Annotated in this window: 19 protein-coding genes and 1 tRNA gene; 6 read left to right on the top strand and 14 right to left on the bottom strand. The window is 46.6% G+C overall.

Going from position 1 to position 17805, the window contains the following annotated elements:
* Window positions 1-329: PIN domain-containing protein (locus MNV_RS13595; RefSeq protein ID WP_218838029.1), on the bottom strand; the 329-nt coding region annotated here is incomplete at its 3' end.
* A 6-nt stretch (window positions 330-335) separates the two neighbouring features.
* Window positions 336-887: a hypothetical protein gene (locus MNV_RS13600; RefSeq protein WP_096206499.1), complete on the bottom strand. Its 552-nt coding sequence runs from the start codon at window positions 885-887 to the stop codon at window positions 336-338.
* A gap of 205 nt (window positions 888-1092) precedes the next feature.
* On the opposite strand from MNV_RS13600, the gene MNV_RS13605 reads away from it, so the two are divergent.
* From MNV_RS13605 to cooS, 3 genes are all read left to right on the top strand, one after another.
* Window positions 1093-1182 (top strand) — tRNA-Arg (locus MNV_RS13605).
* Between the two features lie 10 nt (window positions 1183-1192).
* Window positions 1193-2284, top strand: a complete 1092-nt coding sequence (locus MNV_RS13610) for a TIGR04084 family radical SAM/SPASM domain-containing protein (RefSeq protein WP_143311785.1) — start codon at window positions 1193-1195, stop codon at window positions 2282-2284.
* Between the two features lie 189 nt (window positions 2285-2473).
* On the top strand, window positions 2474-4384 hold the full coding sequence (gene cooS, locus MNV_RS13615; protein ID WP_096206501.1) for an anaerobic carbon-monoxide dehydrogenase catalytic subunit: 1911 nt from the start codon (window positions 2474-2476) through the stop codon (window positions 4382-4384).
* Between the two features lie 103 nt (window positions 4385-4487).
* On the opposite strand, the gene MNV_RS13620 is transcribed toward cooS, so the two are convergent.
* The 3 genes from MNV_RS13620 to MNV_RS13630 are packed head-to-tail and all read right to left on the bottom strand — an operon-like array spanning window position 4488 to window position 5687.
* Complete coding sequence (locus MNV_RS13620; protein ID WP_096206502.1) at window positions 4488-5030, bottom strand: dihydrofolate reductase family protein; 543 nt, start codon at window positions 5028-5030, stop codon at window positions 4488-4490.
* Window positions 5031-5050: 20 nt separating this feature from the next.
* Window positions 5051-5452, bottom strand: a complete 402-nt coding sequence (locus MNV_RS13625; protein ID WP_096206503.1) for a cbb3-type cytochrome c oxidase subunit I — start codon at window positions 5450-5452, stop codon at window positions 5051-5053.
* Window positions 5453-5474: 22 nt separating this feature from the next.
* Window positions 5475-5687: a DUF1858 domain-containing protein gene (locus MNV_RS13630; protein WP_096206504.1), complete on the bottom strand. Its 213-nt coding sequence runs from the start codon at window positions 5685-5687 to the stop codon at window positions 5475-5477.
* Window positions 5688-6063: 376 nt separating this feature from the next.
* Between MNV_RS13630 and MNV_RS13635 the strand changes: the two genes are divergently transcribed.
* Window positions 6064-8127 (top strand): hypothetical protein, encoded by a 2064-nt coding sequence (locus MNV_RS13635; RefSeq protein WP_096206505.1) that lies wholly within the window; start codon window positions 6064-6066, stop codon window positions 8125-8127.
* Between the two features lie 102 nt (window positions 8128-8229).
* Here MNV_RS13635 and thrC read toward each other — a convergent pair whose 3' ends face one another.
* From thrC to MNV_RS13675, 9 genes are all read right to left on the bottom strand, one after another.
* Window positions 8230-9435, bottom strand: a complete 1206-nt coding sequence (gene thrC / locus MNV_RS13640) for a threonine synthase (protein WP_096206506.1) — start codon at window positions 9433-9435, stop codon at window positions 8230-8232.
* 50 nt (window positions 9436-9485) lie between these two features.
* Window positions 9486-10085, bottom strand: coding sequence for a hypothetical protein (locus MNV_RS13645; RefSeq protein WP_096206507.1), 600 nt, complete (start codon window positions 10083-10085; stop codon window positions 9486-9488).
* A gap of 141 nt (window positions 10086-10226) precedes the next feature.
* Complete coding sequence (locus MNV_RS13650; RefSeq protein WP_096206508.1) at window positions 10227-11189, bottom strand: polyprenyl synthetase family protein; 963 nt, start codon at window positions 11187-11189, stop codon at window positions 10227-10229.
* 40 nt (window positions 11190-11229) lie between these two features.
* Window positions 11230-12567: an RNase J family beta-CASP ribonuclease gene (locus MNV_RS13655; protein ID WP_096206509.1), complete on the bottom strand. Its 1338-nt coding sequence runs from the start codon at window positions 12565-12567 to the stop codon at window positions 11230-11232.
* A gap of 25 nt (window positions 12568-12592) precedes the next feature.
* A complete protein-coding gene (gene fni, locus MNV_RS13660) occupies window positions 12593-13699 on the bottom strand; it encodes a type 2 isopentenyl-diphosphate Delta-isomerase (protein ID WP_096206510.1) in 1107 nt (368 codons plus the stop codon).
* Between the two features lie 34 nt (window positions 13700-13733).
* Window positions 13734-13871 carry a hypothetical protein gene (locus MNV_RS21040; RefSeq protein WP_306453652.1) on the bottom strand — a complete coding sequence of 46 codons (138 nt, stop codon included), beginning with the start codon at window positions 13869-13871 and terminating at the stop codon, window positions 13734-13736.
* A gap of 68 nt (window positions 13872-13939) precedes the next feature.
* On the bottom strand, window positions 13940-14497 hold the full coding sequence (locus tag MNV_RS13665; protein ID WP_306453653.1) for an isopentenyl phosphate kinase: 558 nt from the start codon (window positions 14495-14497) through the stop codon (window positions 13940-13942).
* Window positions 14494-15393, bottom strand: coding sequence for a mevalonate kinase (gene mvk, locus MNV_RS13670; RefSeq protein WP_096206511.1), 900 nt, complete (start codon window positions 15391-15393; stop codon window positions 14494-14496). The genes MNV_RS13665 and mvk overlap by 4 nt, the downstream gene beginning before the upstream one ends.
* A 124-nt stretch (window positions 15394-15517) precedes the next feature.
* Window positions 15518-15913: a hypothetical protein gene (locus MNV_RS13675; protein ID WP_096206512.1), complete on the bottom strand. Its 396-nt coding sequence runs from the start codon at window positions 15911-15913 to the stop codon at window positions 15518-15520.
* Window positions 15914-16208: 295 nt separating this feature from the next.
* Between MNV_RS13675 and MNV_RS13680 the strand changes: the two genes are divergently transcribed.
* Both MNV_RS13680 and MNV_RS13690 read left to right on the top strand, forming a co-directional pair.
* Window positions 16209-16634 (top strand): CoA-binding protein, encoded by a 426-nt coding sequence (locus tag MNV_RS13680; protein ID WP_096206513.1) that lies wholly within the window; start codon window positions 16209-16211, stop codon window positions 16632-16634.
* 914 nt (window positions 16635-17548) lie between these two features.
* The coding region (locus MNV_RS13690; protein ID WP_143311786.1) for a COG3415 family protein at window positions 17549-17805 on the top strand (257 nt) is incomplete at its 3' end.

Raw genomic sequence — 17805 nt, forward strand, 5'->3', positions numbered from 1 at the left:
GGTAAGTTATTTACGCACAGATCCTTAGTATCATTCGCAAACAGATATTTTGTTTTGTGCTCGATCACACAGGAAATTACAATCGAATCTGTCTTTGAAATACCCTTTAAATATGTATTGTTTAGAACATCTACCTTGAGCAAAAGCTTGGAATCGAATATCTGAGCTATAATTTCAGCATCCTTATGACCTTCTTCTCTACCTTCTACAACAGCTTCTCTGAATACTTCATATGGGCAAATCAGCTCGCCCTCTATGTTTTCTAAAAGTTTGATCGCATCAATCTTGGCAAGCGAAATCAAAGTAGAAGTATCGATAACTATTTTCATACAATCTTATTTATTTTTCCATCTCCACCACTTCATTGAACCCTGAAATGGAAAGTTTTCTACCATGTAATTGTACGAATCTCTGAAATTACCACTTTTCGTAAATAAATGATGGTAAAAAATTGTACACCACGCTGCAACATCAAAAGATTCAATGTCCTTCATAGGTGCTATAAGCGAGCTTGCTTTAGTCCTTTCTAAGAATTCTTTAGCGAAACCTGCTCGTCCTAATTTGCATCCTGTTATTATTACCCCTCTTCCTTTTAGATGGTCACTTTCAAAAAACTCATCAGAACAAATAACTTGTTCATCAGGAAAACCGCCAATATAAAATTTTCCGTCTTCATCGCCTTCATATCCGTGACAGGAGATATGAACTACTTTGAAATTATTGTCGTTTAGTTTATCAAAAAAATCCTCTTTACCTTTTATGTTTTCAATTCTAAGCCTGTCTTTTTCAAGAAAAATTTTTAAAAAATTATATAACGTTGCACCTTCACCTAATTTTTCTTTTTTTGGAATACATTCAAGTATATGTACACCATTTGCCAAAGGCATAACATCACCAAGGTTCCCCCAAAAGATTAGATACAATATAAAGATTTCTTACTTGCTCTCTTAATAATCAGACGAATTTTGACAGCCCATCAGTCGCAGACTTGACAGAACCTGTTTTAGATTAAACACCGATTCATTTTAACACATTCTCTTCAAACGATACATTAAAGTCGGTACACTGATATTAAGTCCAAAAACACCCTGAGGGCGCGTGGCCTAGACCGGATATGGCGGCAGCCTCCTATTCTTTTCAGGAGAGAGCTGTAGGTCGGGGGTTCAAATCCCTCCGCGCCCGTTCTTATTCGATGGTAGCTATGCATTATCATGTTATTCTGACAAAAGAATGCAACCTTAACTGCAACTACTGCGGAGGCGGTAGCGACTCCCCTCCAAAGGAAATCCAGTATTCTATTTCCGACCTCAGCTCGTTCGTATCCCAGGACGAAGCGCCAGTTATCGAGTTCTACGGCGGCGAACCGCTTTTGCGGATTGGAACTATGGAAAAAATAATGGACGCAATACATGCGCGTTTCGTTATCCAGACAAACGGGATGTTTTTAGATAGGGTGAAGCCGCAGTATTTAGAGAAATTCCATTCAATCCTCGTTTCTATTGACGGAACAAAAGAAATGACCGACAGCAACCGCAGCAGCGGCGTGTACGATAAAATAATGCAGAATATAAGTATGATCAGGCAAAGAGGCTTTTCCGGTGACCTTATAGCAAGGATGACAGTGCCGCAGGATACCGATATTTATGATAACGTATTGCATCTTGCAAACCTGAAAGCCTTTGACCATGTCCACTGGCAGCTCGGGTTTGAGATGTTCTGGGAAAGCGGGCTGGATGATGGTGCCGGGCTTGAAAACTGGATTGACTCATATAATGCAGGCATTTCTTCACTTGTGGACTGGTGGGTTGAAGAGATGGCGCAAACAGGTAAGGTTCCCGGAATTGTCCCTTTTATCGGTGTTATGAAATCACTTCTCTGCGGTGCACCCTCGCGACTGCGGTGCGGCTCAGGTATTGATTTTTTTACGATAATGCCAGACGGCAGGATTTCTGCTTGCCCTGTTTCTATTGATTTTGATTTCTCGGTAGTTGGTTCAATACATAATGCTGCTCCTGCCTTCCTTTGTGATAAGGCATGTGTGGGTGAACCCTGCACATCCTGTGATATTTTCAATATCTGCGGAGGTCGGTGCCTTTTCGTGAACCGCGCGCAGGATATGCTGAGGAAGAATGGATATACGCTTATCTGCTCGACCGTGAAGCACCTGATACGGGAGTTGCAGGCTGCTGCTCCGCGTATTCGTAATCTGATTGATAGTGGTGTTTTAGAGAGAAAGGATTTCGAATACCCGGAATTTAATAAAGGGTGTGAGATTATACCCTGAAACTGCTTTGAGCAACCAATAAATGTATATTAACAACGATCTCAGGGAGAGTCTAAAAGCGAGCTGCACAGAGCTTCTTTTATAAACAATAGTTAATATAAGGAATCGACTTATGGTCTATAGTGAATACATTTATACATCATAGAGTTACTGTAAGGATTATAACAAAAATTCGGAGGTACTAAACAAATGACTGATATATTGAATAAAATCGGAATAGGAAAAGAAAACGTCTCAGTACATAAATCCACACAGGAAATGTATGAACGCACTTCCAAAATGAACATACCAACGCTTTTTGACCGCTACAATGCCCAGCAGCCGCAGTGCACATTCGGTGCGCAGGGGATTTGCTGCCAGTTGTGCAGCCACGGACCCTGCAGGATAACCAACAAAGCATCCGCAGGCATATGCGGCGCAACCGCTGATGTCATTGCAGCCAGGAACTTCCTGCGGCTCACGGCAGGAGGCGCGGCAGCCTATACCCATCACCTTGAGATGGTCGCAAGGACGCTCAAAGCCGCCGCGCAGGGAAATACCACATTCAAGATACAGGACCCTGCCAAGCTCAGGGCGGTCGCAGGAGTCCTCGGACTTGATACTTCAAAGTCAACCGAGGAACTTGCAATCGCACTGGCTGATGCGGTTCTTGCTGAAGTGAAAAAGAGCGCGGACGAGCCGCTGCTACTTGTTGAGAAATTCGCGCCAAAGACGAGGCTTGAAGCATGGAAGAAGCTCGGTATCATGCCCGGAGGCACATATGCTGAGATCGGCGACGCCATGACAAAGACCATGACTTCTATCGATACAGACCCTGTGGATTTGCTGCTCACCACGCTCAGGGTGGGAATAGCTACCGGATACATGGGTCTTGTTGCCACTATCACTCTACAGGACATACTTCTTGGAACACCATCGCCCACCCATTCTTCGGCAGACCTTGGCATCATAGACCCGAAAGCCGTAAACATCGTGGCTCACGGGCATATCCCCCTCATGGCGACGGCAGTCATCAGCACAGCACAGAGCCCTGAGATGCAAAAGCTCGCAAAAGAAGCAGGTGCAAGCGACATAAAAATACTGGGTTCTATGTGCACAGGACAGGAACTCATGCAGCGTTCAGCCGGAAGCGCAAAAGGATTTGCCGGGCAGACGGGCAACTGGATAAACCAGGAATACCTCGTTGCTACAGGCACGATTGATCTTGTGATGATGGACCTCAACTGCTCCACACCCGGTCTCAAATCCATGGCGGACCATTTCCACACAAAAGTCATTTCGGTAGATAAACTCGTCAGGATGGCGGGAGTGACGGACCATCTTGATTTCACGCCTGAGAAAGCGGATGAGCAGGCAAAGCAAATCATCAGGATGGCAATCGATGCCTACAAGAAGAGGAATAACGGCAAGGTGCACATTCCCAAATACAGGTCTGAAGTCATGGCAGGCTTCTCTGTTGAGAGCTGCAAGGCAGCGCTCGGAGGAAGCTGGAATCCCCTCATTGATGCCATCAAGGCAGGAAGCGTCAAAGGTATAGTTGCAGTTGTGGGCTGTACCACGGCAAAGACGAAACACGATACAGTTTCAGTCAAACTGTCCCGCGAACTCATCAAGCGCAATATTCTCGTGATAAACGCAGGATGCGTCAGTTCAGCCACGCAGATAGAGGGGCTGATGAGACCTGAGGCTGCAGAACAGGCTGGTGAAGGCCTGAAGGCTGTCTGCAAGTCGCTTGGCATCCCGCCGTGCATCAACTACGGTTCATGTGTTGATATAGGCAGGATAGGCGTTGCAGTAACGGAGATCGCCGCTGCACTGGGAGTAGACCCGAGCGCCCTGCCTGTCGCAGCTTCAGCGCCGGAATACCTTGAGCAGAAAGCCGTTGCAGACGGAGCCTTCGCAGTCGCCTTCGGGCTCCTGCTGCATCTTGCGCCTGTACCGCCGGTCACGGGTGCGCCGCTTGTTGCAAAAGTGCTCACGAACGATGTTGAGGCGCTGACAGGCGGAAAGGTGCTTGTCGAACTTGATCCGGTCAGGGCGGCAGATGCGATCGAAGCGCACATCAACGCGAAGAGAGTGGCGCTGGGACTGCCGGTATAACCGATAACAGGGCATTAACAACGGGCATTAACAACGAACTCACAGCGAACTCAATACGAACTCACGACGACCTGAGTTCGTACCAGTTCGTACAAGTTCGTTTTTAAATTTTTTCAAATTCACTGTCTGGCACAGGCTGACTGAAGTACGTAAGCTGTACCAATCCTGTATCAAAAGCCCGGCTTTTTTGGAAGCTCAACTTTCTCGTTGGCAAAGGTGCACAAAATAACGGGATACCCTCGCCAAGTACGATGGGATGCACAGAGATAACGAACTCGTCTATCAGGTCATGGCTCATGAAGGATTGGATGACTTCCGACCCCCCAACCAGCCAGATATTCTTTCCTGTGCCGCTTTTTAGTCCCTTAACGAAGCTTTCGATTTCGCCTGAGATGAATGTCACATGTTCGTCCCGCCCATCTCCGTGGGTTCTTGAGAATACGAAGCATTGGATGCCTTTGTACGGGTACTCTCCGAACGACAGCACCTGCTCGTAGGTGCGCCGCCCCATCAAGATGGTATCAACACCGGCGAGAAAATCCGCGTAGCCATAATCCTGGTCTGTGAATAACCAGTCCACAGCGCCCGAAGTCCGCGCAATATAGCCGTCCAGGCTGGATGCAATGAACAGAATGACTTTACGCATAGTTCTACATATCTATTAATTCAGCTTTTCTTTTCCTCTTTCGGCGGTATGAGCGACCGCGCCGTGTTATATACGAACATATAGATTGCCAGAAGCGAGAGCGCACCGAAAGCAATAGTCCAGAGCCTGTAGCCATCGCCTGAATACCTGTAAGGCATTGTGAACGCAAGCCCCACGATGCCGATGTTCTGGAGCCAGAACTGGAGCTCTGCCAGCCGGGGGCTGTGCAGATCAGTACCTGCAAACACAGGCAGCAGGTGGTAGCCCACCCCGAATATCATCATGGATACCCAGCCTATCAGCAATACATGAGCATGGGATGGTGTGAGAGGTGTCTGATTAAACACCATAACAACTCCCATGGTGCTTCCGATTACAAGGTAAACCAGGCTTGCCCAGGCGAACTTCAGCGGTATCTCCATAATACCTTTCTTTTTTATCCCTTCAGCTATCTTGCGCCAGCCCTGCTGCCCTGTTCAATTCATCAAGCAATTGTTCGATGTTCACCCTGTGCATCCTGCAAAAGAACTCAAGGGTCTCTGAAGGCAGTCTGCTCACGTATTTGGGCATGCCGTGTTTGATAAAGACATCCCGCGTTTGCGGGTATTTTGTTATCACTTCATTCAGCTTGTTACCTTTGTTAATCTTTTCAGCCATGGCTTCCTCCACTTCCACTATTATTCATTAATTTCAATCTGCCTTTTGATTATATAAAGGTTTGTTTGAAACACTGAAATACAGGCTAAGAAATTTTGATATCTATTTTCCATATAAGAAACAAAGTGTTATAGACATTTATAGTGGCAGAAAAGAAATATTTTAAGACTTCAGATTTTTTTTAACGACAGGTATAAATAGCACTATCATAATTATATCGATTATTATATGGTCGTACGGGAATCGAGATATATGACTTAAATACCGCAATCAGAGTGCGGTGTAACTGTTTAAAAAGGAGTAGGTGAAGTTATCCTGCCTGTCAGGAGTTGGAGGACTTAGGTCGATAATCGATTACAAAAAGGAGGAAATTATAATGGAAAACAGAAGAGATAAGACCAGAGAGATCAGGACCCGCCCTGATAAAAATAACGATTTCAATATAGAGGGGCAGGTAACGATAGAATCGATAAAGGATATACCCGGCGATATGAAGCTTAAGGCTTATGCTTTTGATATCGCTGGAAGATTATTGGGCACAGGTGATCTGGATCCAAAAGGGAGCTTCAATGTTGAGGTTAATCTTGGTGAGCCGGCTGATGTGGAACTGCTTATAGGCCCTGCAGATGATCCAAAGATGTTACGAAAATCATCTGCTTACAATCAGACTTTTAAGGCGAATGACTGGAAAATTGAAAATAAAAAGTTCCGGCTGAAAACAGACATATTCATATCTAAAGATATATGGTGGCCCTGGCGACCTGTCTGGGTATGCGTATCAGGCCATGTACGTAAAGTTAAGACTAAGGATAGCCCTGCCGAAATTTGTCCTGTCCCTTACGTTAAAGTGGAAATCTTTGATGTGGACCGCGAGAGTTGCTGGTGGCCATTTATAGTTCGCAAGTGGGATATTCTCTTAGACCGGCCAGTAATACGTATCCCCGAGCTGATTGAAGAAGTCCCTCCCAAACCGGGACCAGGTCCGGTCGAGATATCAAGAGCATCTGGCGCAAGACTATTGAATCGCTGGGAAATGGTTTCCCTTAACCCGCAGCCATTGCCTCCGGCAGAGGGAATCACACAAATGACAATGTCCCGTGTGGGTGAAACGAAGACAATTGAATCAAGCACTGCGTCCCGTATTGATAAACTGACGCTGACATCCAGGATCCCTCCCTGGTTGATATTCCCGCGATGTTTCTATAGCAAGCAATTGGTGAGCGAGACGTACACTGATTGCAGTGGTTATTTCCGCAGTTGCTTCAAATGGTGGCCTTTCCATTTCCGCATGGGTCGTCTCCGGCTGGATGCACGTCCCGATATAATAATTAAGGTCACGCAGGTGATTGACGGCGTATCGACTGTTATTTACATGGATCCCTATACAAGTACTCGCTGGGATGTGACAAACGCTCACATCGACCTGTACCTGGATGATGATGAGGTACAGTGTGGAAGCGCTTATTGTGGTGGGAGACCGGAGGGTACAAGTGTATTCTTTACACGGATTGGCGATGATGAGGTATATAAGATCAATCAGGCAACCGGTCTTTATGCACAGCCGCCTTACAGTAATGTGGCATATGGGGGGACCATGCTTCTCTACGGCCAGTTTGGCGATTCCCTGAGCGATGGTGTCCCTTTACGCTATTACCGCCTCTCTTATAGCAAAGATGGAGTTAACTTTACGCCAATTACAGCCAGTCTGGCAGATACCCGTGTAAATAAGGCCACGCTGGTAAGTGAGAGCCATACCCTTGGCCCGCAGGCAGTTAATGGGGTTCCCGCTTTGTATGAGGTAAGGAACTTTGCCGGCTATTACTGGTATAATCCTGATTGGATTGGTACGTGGCACAGCTGGCTGGCTGAAGCAGATACCGATAAATACATCCTTCGTCTTGAAGTGTTCGACGAAAACGGTGTTAAACTCACTTCGGCTCAGGTAGATTACCGTGATGGCACTGTTGCACCTCCGGCTGTATTGCCGCCCATGACAGATCATTGCGACCTGGTAATTACACTGGATAACAAGCCTCCAGTCGTAGATCTGACAGTTCCTGCAGTACTCAATGAATGTGGAGTGATCCCATGGAGTGCAGTACCTCCGCTTAATTTCAACGTCCATGTTTCACAGGAGAATAAACGGTTGCATTCATGGGGCCTGCAATACACGAAGGGAGTCAATCCAACTGTGCATGTACTGGATGGCGGCAGTTCCAATAACGGCACGCCGGATACTGTGAATAAAACTATAGATGGCACGGCATCACCGACAGGGATTAACATGCTAAGCGGTGTTACCTCGACATGCGCTTTTGCGCTTAAGTTATGGGCTTATGCGCATATTCGCAACGGTCGCTACTTTATTTACTACGTGGAACAAATAAAGGCTATAGCTATCGAGAAGTGTCCACCCTGCCCCAAACCGCCATTGGCTTGAAATCTTTCAGACTATAGACTGCAGCATATGCGGCTCTACCGGGGTACAGGCTGCGGTCATTATTTTTAACATTGTTTTGAAATTTGTTCAACAGCTTCAGGCTTAATTGGAATATACAGCTCTTCTCACAGCCTCAATAGTGGCATCAATCTCAATAGGCTTTGGACATACTGCAAGCACATGCTCGGAATCCTTCAAAAGATGTCCTGTAGTAACACATACCACGCTCTCATCCTTTTCTATTACGCCCATATCAACAAGCTTTCGCAGCCCTGCTATCGAAGACGCGCTTGCAGGCTCAACCCCAATCCCTTCAAGTGCAGCAAGCTCCTGCTGCGCCCTGATTATCTCGTCATCCGAAACGGTTTCAGCAGTCCCACCCGATTCCCTTATCGCATTTAGCGCCTTGATAGCATTCACAGGGTTGCCTATGCGGATTGCAGTAGCTACGGTCTCAGGTTTGTCTTCCGGGGTTATCATGGCTGCATTATTTTTGATGGCTCTTACAACAGGGCTTGCGCCCTCCGCCTGTATGCCTGTCATTTTCGGCACGCCATCGATAATGCCGAGGCGCTTGAATTCCCTGAACCCTTTGTATATCGCCGTGATGTTCCCTGCATTCCCCACAGGCAGCACAAGCCTGTCAGGTGCACGCCATCCAAGCTGGTCTGCAATCTCAAACGCAATGGTCTTTTGTCCCTCAAGCCTGTAGGGGTTAACGGAATTCAGAAGGTAGAATCCTTCTCTGTCGCAGAGGTCGCGCACAAGCTTCAACGCATCATCGAAATTTCCCCTGATGCTCAGTACCTTCGCGCCGTGCATGAGCGCTTGCGCAAGCTTTCCGAGCGCCACCTTGCCTGATGGAAGAAGAACTACTGCAGGAACTCCAGCCCTGGCGCCGTATACGGCAAGCGAGGCTGAAGTATTCCCTGTAGAGGCGCACGCTACGGTTTCCTTCCCAAGCTCCAGCGCCTTCGTAACGCCCACCGTCATTCCCCTATCCTTGAACGAGCCTGTGGGGTTCATGCCTTCATGCTTGACATAGACCTCTTTCATGCCAATGCTTTTTGCAAGCCTGTCCACGCGGTAAAGCGGTGTCCCGCCTTCGTGCAGGGATATCGGCTCCCTGGTTATAGGCAAAAGCGCGCGGTATTTCCAGACCGAAAGAGGGCCTTTCAGGTCTTTTTTAGTGATATGTATATTTGAGTAATCATAGACCACATCGAGAAGACCGCCGCAGGTACAGGTGTATATGACATCGGTTGGCTGGTATTTCCTGTGGCATTCGATGCATTCAAGGTGGTACATAAGTTACTCTCTCAATAGAATGGTAAGGCTTATAGATTTTGATGAGATTATCAGAGTAATTTAAAGATAACAATCGGAATAATAAATCCGATCAGTGAACCAATGATAACTTCGATCAACGTATGATCTCTGGTTATAATACGGGCTGCACAAACGAATGGGACGGATAGGAATAACAACCATCCCAGCATACTGTTAAAAATCAGGGCGATAGCTGCTGTTGCGGTAATGGCTGCAGCGTGACCGCTAACCTTGAGCATAAATGTTAAACAATAGAATACAACGATTATCATGAACATCGTTATATAATATGAATATACGACCCCGGGTAAGTTTAAGAATTTAGCCAGGATAATGGGACATACAATAGATATGATTACCGCGATAAACAGTAATGGATTGGTCCGTTCCCGCCTATTTACGAACGTAGTATCCTTGATATGGCCATGGGCGGCCAGGTAACGTATAGAAAGCCTGGATACAAAAATGCTGACCCCATAAAGGATTAAAAATGGGATAATCCACTTAGCAATGGGCTTTTTTTCTCCCATTACTAACCATAATTGCAAGGCAAGGATAGTTTCAGGAGATATTATTTTCCCTATTAACCCAGCAGGTTTTACCAGGACATGGTTTATTCTTTTATCCACGTCTACACCCTTTATTTTTGATATTATAGTTTAACTATCCATTCACGGTAGCATATATCTCCATGGTTTTTTACCTGATAGAATACCCGGGGATATGCCCAAACCATAAGGCATAGAAGACTGTGTATATTTAAGGATGCGTTAATACTTTCGCGCGATCATATAGTCCGCAAGCCCGATAAGTATGTTCTTTGCCTCAGTTTCAGGAAGCGCTTTCAGCATGGATTTCCCTTCCTCTATAAAACCGATGGCTTTCGTCATGGCATAATCGATGGAACCCGATTCCTTCAGCACGGTGAGCGCAGCCGCAACCTCGCTTCGCGTGGCATTATACTTCCCGAGAGCTTCGATGGTGACCCCTCTTGAGAGCGCATGGATGACAATAAGTGTGCGCTTCCCTTCGATGATGTCCCCGCCCTGTGCTTTTCCGAGGATTTCCTCAGGAGTTATAAGATCTATCACGTCATCGTATATCTGGAATCCGACACCGGTCTTGATGCCGAAATTCCAGAGCGCCCTGGATACATCCCTGTTCCCGCCCGATAATATGGCTCCGATCTTCACGGCTGCTGCGAAAAGCACAGCGGTCTTTTTCTCCACCATCCGCATATACTCTTCTTCTTTCACATCCTTCCTTGTCTGGAAGTCCATATCCATCCACTGACCTTCACATATGTCAGTACAGGTTTTGGAGAGGAGTTCGATGCTTTCAACTATCTGTGCAGGCTCGCTTTTGGTGCAGGACAGGATCTCAAATGCCTTCGAGTAAAGGGCATCGCCGGCGATGATCGCCCTTGGTACCCCCCATTTTTTATGGACTGTCGGAAGCCCCCTGCGGAGATCGGCTTCATCCATGATATCATCATGAATCAGAGTGAAATTATGCACAAATTCAACTGCCAGCGCTGCCGGCAGCATATTTTCCGGTTTGCCGCCCACAGCCTCTGCCGCAAGTAAAAGCGCGCTTGGTCGAAGCCTTTTCCCTCCGGCGTCAAGCAGGTGGCGCATTGCCTGATATAGCTCATCGGGTGGCGTGATCGGAAGGAATTTAGGTATGGCTTCGTCCACCAGTTTGGCTCTTTTCCGGAGGGCTTCCTCTATCATAAAGCTCGGCCTCGCCTGAACATGATTTCCCTGAAGTTTTTCATAGGATCATTTCCTCACCGTTCCTCATTATATGCACAGTATCCCCGAAAACGTATCCGGCGTCCTCCGCCATCTCGACATAGCTTGAGTGCATCTCCATATTCCCGTGCGAGGGTACGACCTGCTCCGGGGATATCATCCTCAGCAGTTCCCAGTGGTCTTCCCTTGAAGCATGACCTGAAACATGGACATTATCGTATATGCGCGCCCCCGCCATCTTAAGTTTGGTTTCAAGCGCATACCTGTTCGCCAGAGTCATGGGGTTGGGGATGGCGTTTGCCGAGAAAATGACCTTATCCCCGGAGTCTATCTTAAAATGCGTCTCCCCGTTAGCGATCCTTGTAAGAATGGAATCAGGCTCGCCCTGGTGACCCGTGACTATCGGGAGGTATTTTTTCTTTCCATCCTGGGAAATGCGCCTCAGGGCTTTATCCACAGCATTCCGGCTTCCGTGTATTTCCAGGTTTTTGGGAAAATCTATGTATTTCATGTCCCTGGCTATTGAAAGGTAGCGTTCCATCGACCTGCCAAGCAGTACGGGAATCCTGTCCATCTCTTCGGCAGCCTGGATTATAGCATTAATGCGCGCCACATGGGATGAGAAAGTGGTAATTATGACGCCGGACTCTGTCTCCTCGGTCCCCAGAAGCACATCGCGCACAAGGTCCCTGGCTATCCGCTCCGACGGCGTCTTCCCTGAGTGACCTGAGTTCGTGCTCTCGGTGATCATGGCTTTAACACCCTCTTTTCCAAGTTTTTTCAACCTCTGGAAATCCGGGGGTTCACCTATCGTAGGTGTGCGGTCTAATTTGAAATCGCTTGCATACAGTACAACACCCTCAGGCGTGTGGATGGCTGCAAAAGCCGAATCCACGATACTGTGCTGCATCCGAATAAACTCGATCTGTATATCCGGGGTAATGTTATATCTTCCCCCTATCTTCAGGGACATCACCTGGTTGCCTACATCGAATTTCCGCTCATCAGATATCTCATGCTTGATAAGCTCAGCAGTATAAGGGGTTGCGATTATAGGCGCTTTGTACCTGTGGGCTAATTTTGGTATCGCACCTATATGATCAAGATGACCGTGCGTGCATACAATTGCTTTTACAGTCCCGCTGACCTCGTTCATCACGGTGTCATCGGGAATGGCACCCATTTTTATCAGGTCCATCGAGTGCATCTTATCTATTTCAACATCTTCGTGTATCTGGACCCTGTCCAGCTGCAGTCCCATATCCAGTACAATGATATCATTGTCAACCCTGACCCCCGTCATGTTTTTCCCCATTTCATTGTAACCGCCGACTGCAATAATTCCTATTTCTGTCAATTAATTCACTCCGTAAAAATTATATTCATGTTTTATATCTTTTTCTTGCAAATTTACCAGTCTCAAATCCTCTCTTTTCTAAAAACTCTTTTGTTTTCCCTGTAATGATTACAGGGGAATTCCCGAGTTCTTCAACAGTCCTGCATCCGGTCAGGAACATAGCCACCTTGAGTTCTTCAGTGATGACTGTGAGCTTATCCACAACATCTTTCTGCCCTTTAAGCGCAGGCGCCACAAGAGGCAGCGCTATACCGCAAAGGGAAGCCCCGAGAGCTATTGATTTTGCAACATCGATGCCTGACTGCACACCGCCTGTGGCAATTACCGGGACGGAGATAGAGGATTCAACGATGCTTGCAACTGTAGGTATCCCCCAGTTCCAGAACTGCTTGCCAAGATGCTCTGATAATAGATCACCGCGCTTTTGCGCCCTGTACGTCTCAACACCTGCCCAGCTTGTGCCTCCAAGACCGCCGACATCGATAGCAGCCGCGCCAGCTTCGCATATCGCGACTGCCTGGGGATAGGCAATTCCTGCACCTGTCTCTTTCACTATTACGGGCACGGGGAGCTCTTTGCATATCTTTTTGATCGCTGTAAGGCACCCTGTGGCGTCTATATTGCCTTCGGGCTGTATGGCTTCCTGGAGAAAATTAAGGTGAATAGCCATGGCATCCGCCCCGATCATCTCGACCGCACGCTTGAGCCCCTCGATGCCGAACTCGTTCAGTTGTGCTGCGCCCACGTTACCGTATATGAACGCGTTAGGTGCTTTATCCCTGACCACCCTGAACGAATCCTCAAGTGAGGAGTCCTCGATAGCAGCCCTCTGGCTTCCTACCCCGATGCCTATCCCGAGCTCTTCTGCCGCACCTGCAAGAGTTGCATTCACAGCTTTAGTGTCCGGGTGTCCTCCTGTCATTGAGGCGATCAATATCGGGGCACGCAATTTCCTGCCCAGGAACTCAACATTGAGATCAAGAGACTTCTTGTTGATCTCAGGAAGGCAGTTATGCACGAGGTCAACGTCGTCAAAACCTGAAGCCCGGAACCCCAGAAGAGTTTTATGGGCTTCGACGTTTTTTTCAACGCATAATAATAGATGTTCTATCTTCCTGTCCGATGTAGTCATTTAGTACCTATAATTTAATTCTGTATATATAACTTCATTTGTCTACTATCAGGGTTCCTACATCCTCGCCGTATAAAAATTTAGATACCATTCCTTTCCTGGATGCGTTGAATATACGGGAGCTTGTACCGCTTTTTGCAAGTTCAAGGAACTCTGATACTTTTCCGAGCATACCGCCTGTCACATCTGCGGAGCCTGAACCCTGTATGTGTTTTTTTATGTCAATGAAACTGACGGGCGTTATTTTTTTATGACCGCGCCTGTGTCGTCAAGCACCCCGTCGACATTGCTGCCCGCCCCTATTTTTGAGGCGTTCATGACTGATGCGAGATACGGTACTATCCTGTCGCCTGAGAGTACCGCAGCACCCTTCGCCCTGTCCATCACAACATCGCCATGGAGCACCGGGACCACGCCCCGTTCCAGCATCAATTTTATCTGTCCGAGGTTGAACTCAACGATTTTCCCGTTCTCAAGCAGGCAGGAACTCAACGGATGGACAGGCAGCGCCATTATACCGGCAGTATTCAATGAATCCAGCACCATCGAATTCAGGAGTTTTACCGAGCTGTGGGTGAGATATACGCCCTGCGCATCGAACCCTCCGGTCACCCATTTCTTTGCCTGGGGATGACCGAACGACCCTGCGCCGTGGACAAGTATAATGGCATCCTGTGAGTTTACTCTGAATGATGCGATCTCCTGCGATATCCTGTCGACCTCATCTTTTCTGGCGCAGGATATTGCATCTTTTTCCGTGATGACGCTTCCGCCAATCTTCAGTATCACAGGGCTCATTCTTCCAGCACTCCCCCGGCTGTGGCTCTGGTCATTATCGCTTTCCCGCCAGCCCGTTCTATCGCAGATGCTACCTTCTGTGGGGATTCCGTTAGTGCCACCATGCATCCTCCCCCGCCCGCACCTGTGATCTTTGCGCCGAACGCGCCCGCGTTTCTTGCTGCATAAACAAGGGCGGATAACTCTGTTGTCCCGACGCCGAGCGCATCAAGCAGTCCGTGGTTAACGTTCATGAGTTTGCCAAGAGAAGCATAATCTTTTTTCTTTACAAGGAGTTCACCTTTTTTTGCGATTGAACCGATCGTTTTAATTATCGGGTTGATCACTTCGGGATGTTCCTGCCTGAGAATCGCGACCTGTTCTATGAGTTTTGCGGTTTTTTTAGGGGTTGCACCCTTGTTCGTGTTCCCAATGACAATGCCACAATCCAGCATATCGAGACGTTTTCGCGCAGGTATCTCAACAACGCCGCCGAACGTGGACACAAAAGTATCCGTGGGACTTGCGGCGCCCTGTACTTTCTGCTCTATCTCATGCCCCATTCCTGCAAGTTCTTCTTTGCTGTATCCAAGCCCGAACTCTATATTGATGGCTGCAAGCGTCGCGATCGTAACTGCTGCAGAAGAGCCGAGTCCCGAGCCTACGGGCAGTTCCGAGCTTATGTCTACCGAGACGTTCACCGGACCCAGTTTTTCTATCACCGAGCAGACATAGGGATGTATATCGAAATCCAGTCCTGTTGTCCCAAGGTCAGAAGATATGGCTATGGTATCTGATTTTTTTGCGGTAACGCGGGTGCGTATATCGACCGCGCACGCGATGGCTGGTTCGCCATATACCACGGCATGCTCACCGAAGAGGTATATCTTGCCGGGGGCTGAGAAGGTGGTGGACATTTCGGAAGTTCTCCAGCCTTAGAGATGACATGGGGAAATATAAGCGTTGCCGATTCGAACATATGGTTCGATGGGACAAGCTAAAGAAGGATTTATTTCTGTGGTGAATCGGGAGCATCCGAGCTCAGCGGACTCCGAACCGAGCGAATCCTGCGTGGAGTTCGTGCACGACCACGGTCCCGGTCCCTAACATCTGGGCCTTCTTTCGCAACTGCTCCAGCAGATCATCACTCGGCTTGCCGTAAACATCGATCGCTAACAGCCTGATAAACTTCGCGAACTTGGGAAATGCGGGGCCTGCCACCTTCATGTGGAACTCCAGCGAAGCAGAGTCAAGATGAACGTGGATGACGGTCATTCGGGTGCCATCCTCAGTGAAGTACACGTTGTAGGCAATTAGCCGGGGCTCGTTCGCCTCGACCAGCCCGACTAGCTCCTTCATGGCAGTCTTGAGCTCCTTAAGCTTTCCCTCACGGATCTCAGAGTGGTCAATGTAGATGATTGGTTCGGACTTGGACATATATTCTCTACTATTTTCTACTCTGATTGAATTGTTTATTAAGCTTTGGGATTTATTTCAGGTGCTGTTGACATATTTGATTTAACAACTAACTCGTACGAACTCACAACGAACTCACCGTTGAATATTGTAATGATGAGGAAAAAGAGATAAAATCAATCTAGCTTTACAAACAGGGCAAAGTCAGTCTTGGTCTTGGTGCGAAAATTGCGAGGCTTTCAATATAGAAACGATATGATGCGTCACTTTTAATATCACATCAGACGTAACTAAAAACGTGGGAGTGTGAAACAACATGTTAGAGCAGGAATCATTCTGGAATGCCGAAAGTTTTGTTGTGGTCACAGATAAGACAAAACCGGCAATGAAGTGGACAGTTGATGAATTGACCAAAAGGGGGAAAAAGGTATATGTTATCGATATGGCAGATAAACCGGAAAAAGGGAGTTTGCATAGCATCGATGGACTTCCGCCTGGTGTAGATTGTGCAGTGATAGGAGTGACGAAAACAAACCCGGCAGATGCAATGGAAAGCCTCGAAAAGAAAGGTATCAAAAGATTCTGGATACACTGGAAAACCGAAACGCCTGAAATAAAAAAGAAATACAGCGGAACTCAGATACAATGTATTACCGGCAGGTGTCCCATGATGTATCTTGCTCACGGAATAAATATTCATACAATACATGGAAGCATTGCGAAACTAATGGGAAAATATTGAGAGCATGGGTTTTTCAGTTAAGAACCCCGGACTGAAGTCCGAAAGGCATCAGCGTGAGTGCATGAGTGTATCTATAGATTAGCTTTCTTTTGATATTTATCGGCAAGAAAGGGCATTAAATTAAACAACCTAATAGAGGTACTCAGTTATCAAATAGATGGACAATAAGTATTAATAATGAGAAAACAAAAGTAATAAATATACATGTCAGAAGCGGACTATGAAATTATAAGGAAAATGTATGGATGGGAAAGCCAGACCAATCCACTTCTGTATATAGTAATAATATTCCTGTTAATTGCAATATTTTTAATAATACCTTATATTTTTGTTAATTCCATAGAGGTAAAGGTTACAACCTTCTTGAGAGAAATTTGGTCGAAAATATCTTTTAATGGCAGAAAAATATTGAGGATAAGATAAGACACAAGTTCGTGCCTTTTCGTTAACACTAAGTTGCCATAAAATTTCAAGATAATCTTTCGATGCACAGAATACCTATCGAGAAAGTCACCATACCCCGTACATGCGCTTAACCCCCTCCCGAAAGCTGTTCTCGCGGGTAGGCGCACATTCGCTTTTGCATGCTCCCTTTAGGGCGGGGGGCAATCCTTATGATTGCTTTGATCGCTTCGTCTTGGCTCATATACAATAATTGACCGTAATGATTGGGAGAAATATTTTTATGAAAGTAATGTAAAATTTTGCTTTTCATATTGATGTATCTTGACGAATTTCCTAATCAAATAAGATATGAATAGATAAATATATTATATCATGAGAAATATTATGCCATGTGATATCTGAAGTATTGCCTCAAATAGGACTTATGATATTTATCCTATAGCAAGATTCCAAAATTGCCGTAAATTTTAAGGGTAATCAAACATATTCTTTAATGGGGGAGTGTTTAAATGACAATAACACCGAGGGGTAAATCATTTCTTCCAGACTTTTCTAAGGATGAGTTGAACGACCTTTATCAAAAAGAGGTAGATCCAAAAGCTAAAATAAGGCTTCTTGCAGCGATTTTACGTAAGGATGGTAAGACTCTTGAAGAAATAAGCTTGGCAGTAAAACATCCGCTAACAACCGTTGGCGACTGGCTACGCCGCTTGCACACAGAGGGAATTTCAAGAAAGAATAATAAAAAGCAATCTGGCAGACCGAA

The organism is Candidatus Methanoperedens nitratireducens (genome assembly GCF_900196725.1).
In the GTDB taxonomy this organism is placed as follows: domain Archaea; phylum Halobacteriota; class Methanosarcinia; order Methanosarcinales; family Methanoperedenaceae; genus Methanoperedens; species Methanoperedens nitroreducens_A.

What these genes read in the sequence shown, in the direction of transcription:
- MNV_RS13675 (WP_096206512.1), bottom strand. Translation starts at nt 15,913, where the DNA reads ATGTCCAAGTCCGAACCAATCATCTACATTGACCACTCTGAGATCCGT.
- MNV_RS13630 (WP_096206504.1), bottom strand. Translation starts at nt 5,687, where the DNA reads ATGGCTGAAAAGATTAACAAAGGTAACAAGCTGAATGAAGTGATAACA.
- MNV_RS13650 (WP_096206508.1), bottom strand. Translation starts at nt 11,189, where the DNA reads ATGATAGAGGAAGCCCTCCGGAAAAGAGCCAAACTGGTGGACGAAGCC.
- MNV_RS13600 (WP_096206499.1), bottom strand. Translation starts at nt 887, where the DNA reads ATGCCTTTGGCAAATGGTGTACATATACTTGAATGTATTCCAAAAAAA.
- MNV_RS13680 (WP_096206513.1), top strand. Translation starts at nt 16,209, where the DNA reads ATGTTAGAGCAGGAATCATTCTGGAATGCCGAAAGTTTTGTTGTGGTC.
- MNV_RS13620 (WP_096206502.1), bottom strand. Translation starts at nt 5,030, where the DNA reads ATGCGTAAAGTCATTCTGTTCATTGCATCCAGCCTGGACGGCTATATT.
- MNV_RS13625 (WP_096206503.1), bottom strand. Translation starts at nt 5,452, where the DNA reads ATGGAGATACCGCTGAAGTTCGCCTGGGCAAGCCTGGTTTACCTTGTA.
- MNV_RS13610 (WP_143311785.1), top strand. Translation starts at nt 1,193, where the DNA reads ATGGTAGCTATGCATTATCATGTTATTCTGACAAAAGAATGCAACCTT.
- thrC (WP_096206506.1), bottom strand. Translation starts at nt 9,435, where the DNA reads ATGTACCACCTTGAATGCATCGAATGCCACAGGAAATACCAGCCAACC.
- fni (WP_096206510.1), bottom strand. Translation starts at nt 13,699, where the DNA reads ATGACTACATCGGACAGGAAGATAGAACATCTATTATTATGCGTTGAA.
- MNV_RS21040 (WP_306453652.1), bottom strand. Translation starts at nt 13,871, where the DNA reads ATGCTCGGAAAAGTATCAGAGTTCCTTGAACTTGCAAAAAGCGGTACA.
- MNV_RS13635 (WP_096206505.1), top strand. Translation starts at nt 6,064, where the DNA reads ATGGAAAACAGAAGAGATAAGACCAGAGAGATCAGGACCCGCCCTGAT.
- mvk (WP_096206511.1), bottom strand. Translation starts at nt 15,393, where the DNA reads ATGTCCACCACCTTCTCAGCCCCCGGCAAGATATACCTCTTCGGTGAG.
- MNV_RS13665 (WP_306453653.1), bottom strand. Translation starts at nt 14,497, where the DNA reads ATGAGCCCTGTGATACTGAAGATTGGCGGAAGCGTCATCACGGAAAAA.
- cooS (WP_096206501.1), top strand. Translation starts at nt 2,474, where the DNA reads ATGACTGATATATTGAATAAAATCGGAATAGGAAAAGAAAACGTCTCA.